This is a genomic window from Rothia sp. 27098_8_27 (genome assembly GCF_041432805.1).
In the GTDB taxonomy this organism is placed as follows: Bacteria; Actinomycetota; Actinomycetes; order Actinomycetales; family Micrococcaceae; genus Rothia; species Rothia mucilaginosa.
On record NZ_JAPWAJ010000005.1, the window covers coordinates 1 to 15,609 of the forward strand.

Sequence of the window (15,609 nt, forward strand, 5' to 3'; positions counted from 1 at the left end):
TGTTTACCTCTTGAATAGGGTTCATGTTAGCTGTAAAGTAACCCACAATACGTAATATACGTGTTGCACATTACTTGTTTTTGAGAAGTTTTCACCAATGATGGTGCGCCATCAGCTCGTCACCGGCGTAGCGAGCGAACCCCAACATGAAAGGTGGTTCCCATGTTCTTCGGTATTTCTCTAATCCCGCTGGCGGTTTTACTTATCGTGGGTCAGCTGAAGAAAGCACCCCGAAAGTCGCCGAATGACCCGGGCTATCGGGAGCGGAAAGAGCAGGCGCGAAAGCATCTACGTACTCTGGATGTGCTCGGCGTGGGTTTTGCTCTTGCCCTGATGATTATTCAGTGGGGTGGCCCCCTGATGACGATTGCCTATCGGGCAGTCATTATTTGGGGGGTTCCCAGCCAGCTGTATAGGCTCTGGCAGAAGTTCAATGTGCCGCGTGGGGTACTCTTCGCGTGCGCTGTCGCGCTGATCATTATTGAGTTTGGGTTGGCGCTCCTGCCCTAACCCGCACCCTATAACAGTTGTGGCGGTGACCGAACAATGGTCACCGCCACAACTCTTTTTGGGATTAGACAGGGTTAGATTAGGCAGGAGCAGATTAGACGGGGTTGTCGGGGCTGGGCAGGGTTACCACCTCAGACCAGCGCGTATCCTGAGCGGCCGCACGGTTCGCGTCGCTCTTCTGCTTCACATCAGCGGGTGCCTGCTGCGCCGTAGCGGCAGCGTAGGTGTGATTAGCCTTGGTCTTCTCGTATAGCGCCAGGCACTCGGCTTCTGTTGATTCAGTCTCGGTGTAGCGTGTGGGTTATTTCGTAAATACTCACAAGGAATGGCAAAAATTTCAGCAAATTATCTAGGGTATTCAATCGTTGTTAGTGGGTTATCGCTTGTCAGACGTATTTATAGGGGAAGGAAAAGGCAATATTGGTTTTACTGAAAAAGACACATATTTTCATTGACCATATGTCAAATCTGTAGGTATAGTGGGGCGCAATACCTTACTACACCCACGTTATGAGGTGGCCACATGGCTCTCACCCCGAAGACCTTCTCCGACCGTCGCAGCGTTGTACGATGCGGTACCATCGCGGCTGTCCTGCCCCTGTTCCTTGCCGCCTGCGGTGGTGCAAACACCGCGGCAAGCAGCACCCCCTCACCCTCCACGGCGAGCGCCTCAGCAACGGCAAGCACCACGCCAACCGTCAGCTGCTCCTCATACTCCGCCGAAGCTATCGCCTCAGCAGAAGCCGCCAAGCCCGTTCCACGCACCGATGAACAGTACCCCGCGTACATCCAGTACCGGCACATCCTCGCAGACGGCGCCCACATCATTGAGCCCAGCGAAATCGACAGCAACTGCCACGCTGCACTCAAAGCAGGGCGGAGCACCCTCCCCGAATACGTTCAAAACATCGATACCTACAACGCCCGCCCCAGCGTCGGACTCACCGATCCCTTCGCCGGTAGCGAGTACCGAGACATCAAGAACCGCAACGAATTCATTCCCCACCGCGCAGATCTGGAAGAAGCCGCTTACCCCGAGATGATTATTCGTCTCTACGAAAAGTGGTACGAGGCAGCCCCCGCAGACATCAAGACGCTCAGCGACGCGAACCGTGCACGATTCTTCGCCACGAGCGCCTACCAGCAGTGGAAGGCCCAGCCTCAAACCCCCAGCAGCTCCCGCCCATAAGTCCACTCACGCATAAGCCCGCGCAAAAAGAGTTGTGGCGGTGACCGAACAACGGTCACCGCCACAACTCTTTAAACGCTCATTACCGGGCTTATTTTTTGGGGGAGGGGCTACTTGCCCTTCACCTCGCGTGCCAGAGCCAGCAGCTCCTCATGCACCGTCGTATCGCCCGTAACCTCCGGGTGGAAAGAAATACCAATCAGGTTGCCCGAACGCACACCCACAATCTTCCCCTCATGACGAGCCGTCACCTGCACACCCTCACCAGTGCCGGTCACAATCGGCGCACGAATAAACGCCGTATCAATAACCACCGCATCACCGGCAGGGGTCAGCCACGGCAGGCGCACCTCCGCAGAATCAACCTGCGAACCAAAAGCGTTACGACCCACCGAAACATCCAAAACACCCAGCGACTGCTGACCCGGTGCCGGATCATCAATACGCTCCGACAACATAATCAGGCCAGCACACGTACCCAGAGTCGGCAGACCCGAAGAAATCGCCTCAATCAGCGGCTCACGCACACCAAAAATACGGGTCAGACGGTCAATCGTTGACGACTCACCACCCGGCAGAACCAGCGCATCCAGACCCTCAAGCTGCTCACCGGTACGCACCCAACGCACCTGCGCGCCCAGGGACTCCAGCATCTCCGCATGTTCACTCACGCCGCCCTGCAACGCCAAAACACCAACCGTCAAACCCTCACCCGGCAAAACACCGGTAGGCTGAACCTTCTCAACCATCACCGCTCCCTTCACAAAACAACAAACACAACAAACACAAGGAGGGTGGGACCCGCCTCAGCGAACCCCACCCCCTCATCAAACACTCACCCCGAATACGGGGTGCGCGCACGAATTACCAGCCGCGCTCCGCCAGGCGGTGCGGTGCCGGAATGTCAGCAACGTTAATGCCGACCATAGCCTCACCCAGACCGCGAGAAGCCTCAGCAACCTTCTCCGGGTCATTGTAGAAAGCAGTAGCCTTCACAATAGCCTTCGCACGAGCAACCGGGTCGCCCGACTTGAAAATACCGGAACCAACGAACACGCCGTCAGCACCCAGCTGCATCATCATTGCAGCGTCAGCGGGGGTAGCCACACCACCAGCGGTGAACATGACCACGGGCAGCTTGCCGGTCTGAGCAACCTCACGAACCAGCTCGTACGGTGCAGCCAGTTCCTTAGCCTTCACGTACAGCTCATCGGGCATGGTGTTGTACAGGCCCTGTAGCTCAGCAATCTGACGCTTAATGGTGCGGATGTGCTTGGTCGCCTCAGAGACGTCACCGGTGCCAGCCTCGCCCTTAGAACGGATCATAGCGGCACCCTCGGTGATGCGGCGCAGAGCCTCACCCAGGTTGGTAGCACCACACACGAAAGGCACCTTGAACTGGTGCTTATCAATGTGGTTCACGTAGTCAGCGGGGGAAAGAACCTCAGACTCGTCAATGTAGTCGACCTTCAGGGTCTCCAGAATCTGAGCCTCAACGAAGTGGCCGATGCGTGCCTTCGCCATGACCGGGATCGAAACAGCATCAATGATGCCCTCAATCATGTCCGGGTCAGACATACGAGCCACGCCGCCCTGCGCACGAATATCCGCAGGAACGCGCTCGAGAGCCATGACGGCAACAGCGCCAGCATCTTCAGCGATCTTAGCCTGTTCGGGGGTGACGACGTCCATGATGACGCCGCCCTTGAGCATGTCGGCCAGGCCGCGCTTAACAAGCGGGCTGCCGGTTACGGTGTTGTTATCAGTCATGACCTTATCTTCTCACGTTCTGAGTGTTCGCGCGCACTCACGGAGGCGGATTTTCTGTTCTCTGACACAGTACGACCCCAAGTTCACGTCAGAATGACACAAAACGTCATGAAAAGCGGTCAGAGTAGGGCGGTTCGTGGGTTGAGCAGGCCCGCCGGATGCACGGGGCCGCCTCCCATAAACTCACACCCCGAGCGGCCATACGGCAGGTTTTACTCACGGTGAGCATCTACCCACCCGCGCTGAACATCGGTAGAATATAGAAGTTACGCCCGCACTCACCCCCACGCGGAAGCCTCAACGGCCCAGGGAACGAGCAAGACATTTCGGGCACCCCGGCACCCGCACATTCGCGGACATCAGCCGTCTATCTGACGCACACAAGTGACCGGACCACGCAGACCAAGGAACCTATGACGTCCCACCAGACTGAAAACAACGCGCCCAAAAACGGCGCACCCAACAACACCGCACCCTCCGCAGGACACGGCCCGCACGGCGCAAGCGAAGATCCGCAGAACATCTACCTGCTCAAAGACGCCCCCATCCTCAAGGCGCTCCTCTCCCTCGGCGTGCCCATGGCGCTCGGCCTCGCCATCACCAGCATCTACAACGTGGTGAACTCCTACTTCGTCGGCCACTACGGCAGCGTCGAAGAACTCGCCGCAACCGGCTACGGCGTGCCCGTCTTCGGCGTCATCATGGCAATCGCCGGCCTGTTCGGTCTGGGCGCCTCCACCCTCGCTTCCCGAAAGCTTGGCGAAGGCCAGCCCGCACACGAAATCCACCGCGTCACCTCCTTCGCCCTGTACTCAGCGCTCGGTGCCGGCGTTGTCGCCGCCATTATCGGCTTCATCCTTGCCGACCCGATTACCGGCATCATGGGTGCCTCCGGCGGCTCCTACGAACCGACCCGCATCTACGTGCACCTCATGTTCCTCGGCGCGCCCCTCGCGATTGGTATGTTCACCCTCGAACAGCTCGTGCGCTCCGAAGGCTACGCCAAGCAGTCCATGTACGGCATCATCGTCGGCACCGTCGTCACCTGCATCTTCGACGTGCTGTTCATCGCCATCATGGGCATGGGCGTCGCCGGTGCCGGTTGGGCAATGCTGCTGGCGAACGGCGCGTCCATGCTGTACTACCTGCTGTTCCTGATGCGTCAGAGCGAGAACTTCTCCGCGAACATCCGCGACTTCTCCCTCGACCCCGCCATCATCAAGCCCGTGGTCGCCGTCGGTGCCGCCGAGCTCATTCAGAGCCTCAACCTGATCTTCGCCGCCCTGCTGCTGAACAACCTTGCCGCCAGCTACGGTGATGACACCGTCGCGGCGTTCGGCCTGGCAATGCGCCTGAATATGGTGCCCGAAATGCTGTGTATGGGCCTGTGCATGGGCGGTATTCCGCTGTATGCCTACGCGTACGGTGCCCGCAACGGTGCCCGCGTGAAGGAGGCGCTGCGCACCGCAACGATTCTGTCTGTGGCAACTTCCGTGGCGCTCACTATCCCGGTGCTGATTTTCCGCCGCGAACTGCTTGCCGTGGTTGGTGATGAGCGCCTGGTCTCCACCGGCGAAGAGGTCTTGGTCGCGCTGATGCTTGCCGCCGTGTTCAATGCGGTTAGTATCGTGTTTGTTTCCTGGTTCCAGGCGGCCGGTAAGGGCGGCCCGGCAATGCTGATGACCCTCGGCATTGCGCTGCTGTTCTTCCCCGCCGTGTACTTCGGCAACATGTGGTTCGGCTTTAAGGGCCTGACCTGGGCGTTCCCCTTCACCCAGGTGCTCGCCTGCGCGCTGGGCCTGGTGCTGTTCCTCGCCACGGGTGGCGCGAAGGTACCGCCCGCTGAAGCTGAGGTTGAGACTGAAGGTTCTGAGGAATCTGACTCTGAGGCTGCCCAGGTTTCTGGCGCACAGCCCGAACAGAAGGCATAGTCCTCGGTCTGCATAAGCATAGTAAAAGCCCTGGACTCCCACCAAGGGAGTTCGGGGCTTTTACGTTAGTTCTTATGCCGGTTGAGGCGCTAGTTCTTCCACCAGGAATCAAAAATCGTCACCGGAGTAGTGCGCTTGTGGCGGCTACGCAGGTAAATCTGCTCCAGCTTCGCAGCTGCCGCCTCGTCGATTTCCTTACCCTCCAGGTAGTCATCAATCTGCGGGTACGTCAGACCCAGCTCATCCTCATCGGTACGGCCGGGCACGCCGTCCAGCAGGTCAGCCGTCGGCGGCTTAGCCCACAGACGCTCAGACGCACCCAGCACCCGCAGCAGCAGCTGGTTCTGGCGCTTATTCAGGCCGTACAGCGGTAGCAGGTCCGCGCCGCCGTCACCGAACTTCGTGAAGAAACCCGTAATGGACTCCGCCGCATGGTCGGTACCCACCACCAGGTAGCCGGGGCCGCCAGCAATCGCGTACTGGGCGATCATGCGGGCGCGCGCCTTCACATTGCCCTTGTTGAAGTCGCTCATCTGCTCGCCGGTCGCGGCAGCGTAGGCGGTGTCGAAGCCGTCGACAGCCTCCGCAATATTGAAGGTCAGGGAGCGGGTGGGCTGGATGAAACGCAGCGCCTCCTGCGCGTCCTCTTCGTCGTGCTGCACACGGTAGGGCAGGCGCACCGCCACGAACTCGGTGGTGCGGCCACGCTCGTTGAGGCGGTCGACCGCCAGCTGGCAGAGGCGACCCGCCAGAGTGGAGTCGATACCGCCGCTGATACCCAGTACCAAGCCGCGGCTTCCGGTGGCTTCCAGGTAGTCGCAGATGAACTGGATGCGGCGCTCCACTTCTTCGCGTGCCTGCTCTTCGGTCATGTTGGGCTTGACGCCCATTTCACGGATGATCTGTGCCTGTAATTCACGCATGACTTAAGTGTACGCTCCACCTTATAACCCGCGCGGTGAACCGCCGAGGGAGGCGAGGTAGTGTTCCACACGGTCCGTTCAGCGCGGCGCACGCGGCGGGTTCAGTATCGTTTCAGCCCTGAAAATACACAGCATACTCACCGGTAAAAACCCTGTGCGACAACCCGTGCAGCTGTTAGCATGAACATACGGTTCAAATACCGTTCAAAACAGCCGGTGATGAGGGAAAACGCCGCCACACCTGCTACGCCACAGAACACGTCAACCAAGGACGGTGAAGATAGCACCATGGCAAAAACAAAAACTGAACTCTACGACGAGCTCGTAGACATCGAAACCAGCCTCGAAAACCACCCGCTTACCTCCGGGAAAATTGCGGAGGCGAACATCATCATCGAGCAGATGAAGGAGCAGGGCGCCACCCAGGAAGAGATCAACGAGGCACTCATCCGGCAGGGGCTGCCTTCCCTCGTGGAGATAGGCAAGAGTACCTTGACGCAGTCTTTCAGCCTCTGGAAGCTGAGTCACCGCAAGTTAAAGGTGGAAGCCGCCATTGAGAAGCTCAACCGTAAAGAAGCCCGCCAACGCTAACTAGGCCGCCTCGGGCAGCGTGAGGCAAGCAAATACCCCCGGCAGATGCGTACGGCATCCACCGGGGGTATTTAGCGCTCAAATATAACGCTTCTATAACGCTCCGACTAGCGGTTATTCAGCACGCGCACGTTGTAGCGGTGCAGGAACGCCGCCATCGCGCCACGCTCAATCGGCTGAACCGGACGGAACGAACCATCCGGCCAACCCGTCGTAATCCGCTGATCGGCCAACCACGCAATCTCGCGGTAGAACTGGCTGCCGGTCGACACGTCGCTAAACGGCGACACCGCAGGAGCCGAATATGCCGGCGAACCCGCAAAACGGTAGAAGAACGCCGCCATAGCATCACGATTCACCGCAGCATTCGGACGGAACGTACCATCCGACCAGCCGGTCGTAATACCGCGGGCACGCATCCACTCAATCTCCTTGAAGAACGGGTGATCACGCGGCACATCCTTGAAGCTCGGAGTGGACGGTGCAGTGAACTGCGGCGAACCTGCCATACGGTAGAAGAACGCCGCCATCGCGCCGCGCTCCACCGAACCGTTCGGGCGGAACGTACCATCCGGGTAGCCGGTCGTAATACGACGCTGAGCCAGCCAGTTAATGTCATTCACGAACGGGTAATCCGCCGGAACATCCGTAAAGTGCGCGCTCGCGGCGGTATCCTCAGAGTTCGACGAGACACGCAGAACCTGCGCACGCTCACCCGCAGCCCCATTCACGCCGGACAGGTCGCCGGTCGCATTGTGCATGTGCAGGAACAGCGCAGAAACGTTCTTCGCGTCGCCGTTACGGTGCGCCACCAGCTGCGCGGAGGGTGCGTCCACGAACAGGTTCGGCATGCCCGCCTCTTCGCCGCTGAACCACAGCTTCGGCGCCGCATAGTTGAACACCACCGAATCAGTCGTATCAACCACGGTCGTAGCGGAGAACGCGCTCGAAGTGGTCACCGAGTACGAAATCTCGGTGGACTCGGCATTCGGGTCCAGACCCAGAACGCTCAGCGGAACAGTCATCACCAGGGTGTTCGAATCCATGATGTTGGTGTCCGTATCACCCCAGGTGCCGTTCAGCGGGTACAGAGCGTTCTCGATCGCCACCCACTTGCCGTTGCTGCGCTTAGAAACCTTCACCAGCGGGTAGTCCAGGCCCTTCTCACGCACCGTCTGCAGGCGGTAGTCGCTCGTGCCGTCCTTGTTGGTATCAACAAACACGTAGTAGGTGCCGCGCGGGGTCACCTCCTGCCAGTTACCCCAGGTGGAAATACCGAAGGACAGGCGCGCATCGGAGGTGTCCTTGCCGGCAGCCTTCAACTCAGCCACGTTCGAGGCGGCACCCACGTACTGCAGGTCCATGCGGGAATCCGAGCCGATACCCAGCTTCGCGGTCGGGATGCGCGGGCTCGAAGCGCCCAGCTCAAAAGCACCCAGCAGGGAGCGGTAACCGCCCTGATCCACCGCGGTACCCTGCAGGGTCAGGGTCTGCTCGGTCGCGCCGGAACCCTCCGCATCGAAGGCGATATCGGAGCCAGCCACACGCATCGCGGAGACAGGCTTCGGTGCCACGTGCAGTGGCATGCGCAGGGTCTTCACTGCAGCCGACGAGTCAGCATCGGTCAGGATCAGGCGGCCCGAAGCGCTCGCAATGTACTGGCGGGCACCCGAAATGGTCACCGTACCGGTCGAGTAGTTCACCGAATCCTGGTTCGGGTACATGGACGGGTCGCGGGTCTTCTCCAGCTTCGACGGGTCAATGCGCACCGTCACGGTGAACGTTGCCTTCTGACCGGCACCCACAGACACGGACTGCGGGTAGGAGAACTCCACACCCGGGATGCTCATGCTGCCGTCGTAAGATACGGCGTAGGTGTGCGCCACCGAGTCGGTGTTCTCAACGCTCACGCGGTGCTGCAGGGTCTGCACACCGGCGTTCGGGGTGTACTCGAGCACGCCGAAAGTGTCCGAAACCTGTTCGGGGCGTGCCGCGTTGAACAGCATGACGCGGTCAGCTACCGCCGCACGCGTGTTGATGCGGCCGGTACCCACGCGGTCCACCGCGTAGGGGTTGCCCCAGGCGTCTTGCATGTGGTGGTCGGCGGTGTTCATGATGGCGGTCTTAATCATGCGCGGACCGTACTCCGGGTGCGCCTGCATGATCAGCGCCGCAACACCGGCAACAAACGGCGTGGACATGGACGTACCGGTCTTCACGCTCGAACCGGTGCCGCTACCAACCTCGATGGAGGAAATGTTCGTGCCCGGTGCCGCAACGTCCGGCTTGGTGATGCCGTGCGAACCGTGCATGCCGCGCGCGGTGGAGGTGTTCGCCTGATCCAGCTTGCCGTTGGGCACGCGGATTGAGTCGCGCAGGTTCTCGCCGAGCTGCAGGGTCAGCTCACCCGAATCGATCTGCGCGGAAAGGCGCTCCACCTGGCTCTTTGCCAGGCGCACGCCCGGAATGGAGGAGTTACCGCCGATAGCGGTGTCACCAACCTCAGTGTTCGAGGTGAGCACCACGCCGGTTGCGCCCGCCGTCTGCAGGTTGTCGAAGCGTACCTTCGAGCCGCAGGGTGCGGTGCCGTCAGCGTCCGCCCAGTCGATGAGGGCCCACTTGCCCTTCAGCGCTGCGGCTTCCTCTTCGGTGAACGCCTCGCAGGCGTAGCGGTTACGGGAGGCGGCACGCACCACAGTGCCGCGCAGCTGCTCCTCGGTCGCCTTCGAATAGTCGAAGCTCACCGAGTAGTCGCCGTAGGTGTCCGCCTCATTCGCGGGGGAGAGAATCTTCACGCGGTCCACCAGCTGGGTCGAGCCGATGGAGTTCGCCACGGTCAGGCCGTAGGCGCTGGTGCCGGGGCCGCCCGAGTTGGAGTAGGTGTCGCCCACGGCGTTGTAGTTGTTGGCGTTACCCGCCGCGACCACGGAGAGGATACCCTCGCGGTAGAGGGAACCGACCGCGTAGTTCACGGTCTCATCGAACACGCCGAACTCGTTGCCGAGCGACAGGTTCGCGATGTCGGCGCGGTCGGAGAAGTCGCCGTCGTCGTTGGGGTCGAGCACACGGTCCAGGCCCTTGGGGACGAACGCGGTGGTGCCCTTACAACCGAAAATGCGCAGGCCAATCAGCTGGGCGTCCGGCGCGGAGCCGGGGCCGATCTTCATGTCCTTGAGCTGCTCTTCGGTGAGCTTGGAGTAGTCGCCGTGGAAGGTGCTGCCGTCCGCGTTCACACCGTAACCTGCCGCGGTGCCCGCCACGTGGCTACCGTGGCCGCCGCAGTCGAGCGGGTTGTTATCCGGGTGGGGAGTGGAGGTTTCCTTCTTACCGGAGTTGTAGTCGTCACCGACCAGGTCGTAGCCGCCAAGGAACTTCTTCGGATCGTAGGTGCCCTCGGGAATCGTGTCGGATGCCTTCGCCTTCTCGAAGGCTTCCTGCGTGCCGGGGCCGCCCAAATCGGCGTGCGTGTAGTCGATACCGGTATCAAGCACGACAATCTTCACGCCCTTGCCGGTGTAGCCGGTGGAGGCGGGGTTCGCCGGGCTCTTCGCCCACACGGAGAGCGTGTCCGTATCAATGAGGGTGCCGCTGTTCTGCGGTGCCATGTCCTCAATGATGCTGATGCGTTCCACATCGTCGCGGTTCGCGAGCGCACGAATCTGCTCGACGTTACCGTAGAGCGCCACGCCGCGCATCGTGTTGTGGGTGGTGTACAGGACCTGCGCGCCGGATTCCTTCGCCGCGGAGGCGCCCTGCTGCTGCACGCTGGCGCGGATTGCCTGCACCTGTGCTTGCGCGTTGACGGGTGCCTGCGCGCGGGAGCGGACCGCGTCCGGCTGGGTCTGGGCGTACGCACCCTGACCCTTGAATCGGACGAACACGGCGCGTTCGCCGGTGGCGCCGTCCAGGCTGGGGGAGAGAACTTCGTTGTTGTTCTCGCCGGTGCCGGTGTTCTGGTGGGGTGCATCCCGGTCTGCGCCGCGTACTACGCCCGGTGCCGCGTAGGCGGCGGTACCAAACGGCAGGGCGGTCAGCCCGAGGGTGAGCCCCAGAGTGAGTGCGCCGCAGCTGCGTGCCAGCTGCTTGAGGCGACCCGGCTGTGTGTGCCGGGCGGCTCGCGCGGGGGTAGCTTCAGGGAAGGTTGCCACTGAATGCTCCTTTTTAGTGATGGTGCGTTTCTTAGTGGTTTCTGCACCGAGGTTCTGCGCGGAGAGATATACGCCGAGGGGGTTCTGCACCGAGAGTGCTTCGGTGCGTCTGCACTGTGTTTCCAGTGCGCCTCCAGTGCGTCTGTGCGGCGTGAACGTCAAGGTTCATGCCGATGGTGAAGAAACCTTCACTTATTGTCTCAACGATTCTTTATATAACCTAGTCAGAATCGTATAACGGAACATTACGCGTAAATAGAAAGCACCCGACCACAGAAAAAAGGGAGCCGCACCGCCGCAGATAAACTGCAACGGTACGGCTCCCTCGGTAGAACCTATAGGTTCTTAGATTCCGGAACCCTAGATTTCAGGGCTTTCCTTCAACACACCCGTGCTGTAGCGGTACACGAACGCCGCCATAGCGTCGCGGTGCACCGGCTCTACGGGGCGGAACGAACCATCGGGCCAGCCGGTGGTTACGCCCTGCTCAGCCAGCCACGAGATCTCGCGGTAGAACTGCTTGTCGGTCGGAACGTCCGTGAAACGAGCCTGCGCGGGGGCAGTGTAATCGGGCGAACCGGCGTAACGGTAGAAGAACGCAGCCATCGCGTCACGGTTCACCGAACCCTCCGGACGGTAGGTGCCATCAGGCCAGCCGGTGGTGATGCCCTGAGCCTTCATCCACTCAATCTCCTTGTAGTAGGGGTGGTTGAGCGGAACATCCGAGAAGCTCGGAGTGGACGGTGCGGTGTACTGCGGCGAGCCGCTCATGCGGTAGAAGTACGCAGCCATGGTTGCGCGGTCCATGTTGTTCAGCGGGCGGAAGGTGCCATCCTGGTAGCCGCGGTCAATCTGACGGGCAGCAATCCACGTGATTTCACGGTAGAACTGGTTATCCGCCGGAACGTCGGTGAAGCGTGCATCGTGGATGGTACGCGCCACCTTCACGACCTGCGCACGGTCGCCAGCGGCAACACCGTTAGCGGTCTTACGGCCGCTCAGGTCACCGGTCGCGTTGTGCATGTGCAGGAACAGAGCCTGACGCTCCTTGTTGTTGTTCTTGCGGTGAACGGTCAGCTGACCGCCGTCACGGTCCACGAACAGGCCGGGCACGCCCGACTCCTCACCAGTGAACCAAACACCGGGGTTGAAGGGGGAGTACTCGATAGCCGAGGTGGTGTCCACGTAGGGGTTGCCATCGTTGTACCAGGTGTCGGTCTGCACCGTGTACTTGATACTCTGAGCCTTCTCAGCGGTCAGGCCCAGGTCCTTCAGCGGCACACCCAGAATCATGGTGTTGGTGTCCATGATGTTGGTGTCGGTGTCGCCCCAGGCGCTGTTCAGCGGGTAGCGAGCCACCACGGTGGATGCGTTACCGGAGATGGACCAGACCTTCACCAGCGGGTAGTCCAGACCCTTCTCGCGGGTCACCTCCAGAACGTAATCTGCGGCGGAGTCGTTATTCGTATCAATCTGAACCTGTACCTGACGGCCCCAGTGCATGCTATCCCAGGTGCCCCAGGTCGAAATACCGAAGAACAGAGAACCATCGTTCGGGTTCTTGCCGGCAGCCTTCAACGCCGGAGCATCCGAGGCGGCACCCACATACTGCAGGTCAACAGACTGGTTCGACGGCAGCTTCAGCTGACCGGACGGAATGCGGTCACTGACCGCACCCAGCTCAAACGCACCCAGCAGCGAACGGTAACCGCCCTGGTTCAGGGTCGTACCGCGCAGAGTCACCGTGGACTCCTTATCGGCAATACCCTTGTAATCAATACGGGAGGCATCAACACGCATCTTCGAGACGGGCTTCGGTGCCACGTGAATCGACTGGCGGATCGCCTCGCGGCCATTCTCAGAGAAAATCAGGCGACCAGAAGCACTCGCAATGTACTGGCGCTTACCAGCAGCCAGAGTCTTACCGGTCGTCCAATCCTGAGCAACCTGGTCGGCGCTCATCGCCGGGTCCATGGTCTTCTCCAGCTTGGACGGGTCAATACGCACGGTCACGGTCACGTTCTTACGCTCACCGGCACCCACGCTCACCTGCTGCGGGTAGGAGTACTCCACACCCGGGATGGTCGTGCTTGCCTCGTAGCTCAGAGTGTAGGTGTGAGCCTGCGAATCGGTGTTGTCCAGCACGATTTCACGCTGAACAGTCTGAATACCCGAATCGGGGGTGTACTCCAGCACACCAAACGCGGTCGAAACACGCTCGGGGGTCTTCGCATCGTACGCAATAACCTTGGTGTCCACGGCGGCGCGAGCATTCACCATGCCCGTACCCACACGATCCACCGCGTACTCCACACCCTGCTCATTCTTGATCGGGGTGGACGCGCCGTTCATCAGCGCAGCCTTAATCATCTGCGGGTTGTAATCCTGATGCGCCTGCATCACCAGAGCGGCAACACCGGCAACATGCGGGGTCGCCATGGAGGTACCGGTGAAGGAAACACCCTTATTACCCATACCCACAGCAGCAGAGACAATCTCAGTACCCGGTGCCGCAAGGTCAGGCTTAATGAAGCCATCAGAACCGTGCTGACCGCGAGCACTCGAGGAATTCAGATCAAAAGCGTGCGAGTGGGTGCTACGACCCGAAGCCTTGTAGTCCAGGTTCATCTCAACGGTCACCGGACCGGCAGCCAGAGCCTTCTCCAGGTCCTTCGTCGAAGAAGCAGTCAGACGCAGACCCGGAATGGTCGCATTACCGCCAATGCCGATGGTGTAGCGCTCAGCCTTACCGGCCATCACCACGCCAAGACCGCCGGCAGCCTGAACGTTATCGAAACGCACCTTCGAACCGCACGGGAACGTCAAATCGTCCTGATCCCACTCGAAGTAAACCCACTTACCCTTCAAAGCCTTCGCCTCTTCAGCGGTAAAAGCCTCGCAAGCGTAACGGTTACGCTTCGGCGCGGCAACAACCTCGCCGCGCAGCTGATCAGCGGATGCCTTCGAATAATCGAAGTTCACCGAGTAATCACCCTGCAACCACTCCAAACCAGTCTTCGTGGTTGCGCGGACACGGTCAATCGGCTGAGTGGAGCCGTAGGCGTTCGCCACCGACAGCGCCGCAGCCGCATTCGCCGGGCTACCCGAATCGGAGTAGGTGTCGCCCACACCGTTGTAGTTATTGGCGTTACCGGCAGCGGCCACAGTGAACACACCCTGGCGCGCCATCGTATTAATCATGTACGACTCAGGGTCGTCAGCCGGGGCGAACTCGCCACCGAGAGACAGGTTCACAATGTCGGCGCGGTCAGAGAAATCACCGTCACCATTCGGGTCCATCACGGTATCAAGCGCCTTCATCACAACACTCGAATTGCCGTAACAACCGAACACACGAATCGCCAAAATCTGAGCCTCAGGAGCAGTACCGGGGCCAATGGACATGCCCTTCAGCTGCTCCTCCGTCAGGTTCTTGTAATCGCCACGGTAAGTCGTACCGTTCGCCGTCACACCGTAACCGGCGGCAGTACCCGCCACGTGCGTGCCGTGACCGCCAGAACCGAAACCATCCGGGCGGCAATCCAGCGGGTTATTATCCGGCTGCGGAGTCGACTTCTCAGCCACCGACGCATTGTAGTCATCACCGACCAAGTCAATGCCGCCAATGAACTTATTACGATCAATCAGACCCGAATCAGCGGACGGAAGCTCCGTCATCGCCTTAGCCTTCAGGTACGAATCCACCGTACCGGGGCCACCAAAATCAGCGTGCGTATAGTCAACACCAGAGTCAACAACCGCAATCTTCACGCCCTTACCCGTGTACCCCGTATTCTCACGAGTCCACGTGGCAAGAGTCTTCGTATCAATCTCGCTACCGGAGTTCATACGCTCCTTCGCGATAATCGGCGAAATACGCTCCACATCCGGGCGCTCCGCTAACGCACGAATCTGCGCAGCATCACCAGTAATCGCTGCACCACGCATCGCATTATGCGTGGTGTACATCAGCTTCGCGCCAGAAGCAGCCGCCACAGACTGAGCCTGCGACTGCACCTGAGCTGCAATAGCCTGCACCTGCGCCTGACGGTTCGCCGGCGCCTCCTTACGTGCCAGAACAGCCGCGGACTGGGTCTGCTCATACGCGCCCTTGCCCTTGAACTGCACATACACGGTGATTTGGCCTTCAGCCTTCTGCAGGCCCGGGCTGATACGCGAGGCAGCGTCACCGGATGCGCTCGCAGTGCTTCCTTCGACCTGCTGGGGGCTCTGAGCGTGAGCTGCAGAGAAAGTGGCGGGAACGCCGAGAGTAAGGGCAAGAGCTGCACTCAAACCGGTCGCACCGACAGCCTTCATTCTGCGGCGTGGCGCATGAGGCGTTGTCATGGAATCCTCCTTCGGATTTTCTATTTTTCGATGGTGCTGTGTGCTCTGTGGTTGTGTATCGGTGATGTGTGGAGGCGGCCCCACCGGCAGACGACGAGTGAGTGCGTCCGCCGGTGAAACCGCCACCAAAACTTGAGAGGTTCCGGGCTCTTCAGGCCCCGGAGCCTGTCGGTTCTGGGTACCCCTCCCACCCCATGCAG

Annotated in this window: 9 protein-coding genes; 4 read left to right on the forward strand and 5 right to left on the reverse strand. The window is 60.3% G+C overall.

The window, feature by feature from the left end:
• Window positions 1-162: 162 nt before the first annotated feature.
• Both O3675_RS06475 and O3675_RS06480 read left to right on the forward strand, forming a co-directional pair.
• Window positions 163-510: a hypothetical protein gene (locus O3675_RS06475; RefSeq protein WP_371571625.1), complete on the forward strand. Its 348-nt coding sequence runs from the start codon at window positions 163-165 to the stop codon at window positions 508-510.
• A 523-nt stretch (window positions 511-1,033) separates the two neighbouring features.
• Entirely contained in the window at window positions 1,034-1,699 is a 666-nt protein-coding gene (locus O3675_RS06480) for a hypothetical protein (RefSeq protein ID WP_371571627.1), read from the forward strand.
• A gap of 110 nt (window positions 1,700-1,809) precedes the next feature.
• Here O3675_RS06480 and pdxT read toward each other — a convergent pair whose 3' ends face one another.
• Both pdxT and pdxS read right to left on the reverse strand, forming a co-directional pair.
• Complete coding sequence (gene pdxT, locus O3675_RS06485) at window positions 1,810-2,448, reverse strand: pyridoxal 5'-phosphate synthase glutaminase subunit PdxT (protein WP_070675261.1); 639 nt, start codon at window positions 2,446-2,448, stop codon at window positions 1,810-1,812.
• A gap of 115 nt (window positions 2,449-2,563) precedes the next feature.
• Window positions 2,564-3,469, reverse strand: coding sequence for a pyridoxal 5'-phosphate synthase lyase subunit PdxS (gene pdxS, locus O3675_RS06490; protein WP_005507298.1), 906 nt, complete (start codon window positions 3,467-3,469; stop codon window positions 2,564-2,566).
• Window positions 3,470-3,882: 413 nt separating this feature from the next.
• Here pdxS and O3675_RS06495 point away from each other — a divergent pair, with 413 nt between their 5' ends.
• On the forward strand, window positions 3,883-5,400 hold the full coding sequence (locus O3675_RS06495; RefSeq protein ID WP_371571629.1) for an MATE family efflux transporter: 1,518 nt from the start codon (window positions 3,883-3,885) through the stop codon (window positions 5,398-5,400).
• Between the two features lie 89 nt (window positions 5,401-5,489).
• Here the strand turns inward: O3675_RS06495 and nadE are convergent, their stop codons facing one another.
• Window positions 5,490-6,323, reverse strand: a complete 834-nt coding sequence (gene nadE / locus O3675_RS06500) for an ammonia-dependent NAD(+) synthetase (protein WP_005507295.1) — start codon at window positions 6,321-6,323, stop codon at window positions 5,490-5,492.
• Between the two features lie 288 nt (window positions 6,324-6,611).
• On the opposite strand from nadE, the gene O3675_RS06505 reads away from it, so the two are divergent.
• A complete protein-coding gene (locus tag O3675_RS06505; RefSeq protein WP_314644983.1) occupies window positions 6,612-6,914 on the forward strand; it encodes a recombinase in 303 nt (100 codons plus the stop codon).
• A 107-nt stretch (window positions 6,915-7,021) separates the two neighbouring features.
• On the opposite strand, the gene O3675_RS06510 is transcribed toward O3675_RS06505, so the two are convergent.
• Complete coding sequence (locus O3675_RS06510) at window positions 7,022-11,062, reverse strand: S8 family serine peptidase (RefSeq protein WP_371571630.1); 4,041 nt, start codon at window positions 11,060-11,062, stop codon at window positions 7,022-7,024.
• A gap of 360 nt (window positions 11,063-11,422) precedes the next feature.
• Window positions 11,423-15,409: a S8 family serine peptidase gene (locus O3675_RS06515; RefSeq protein ID WP_371571632.1), complete on the reverse strand. Its 3,987-nt coding sequence runs from the start codon at window positions 15,407-15,409 to the stop codon at window positions 11,423-11,425.
• Window positions 15,410-15,609: the final 200 nt, after the last annotated feature.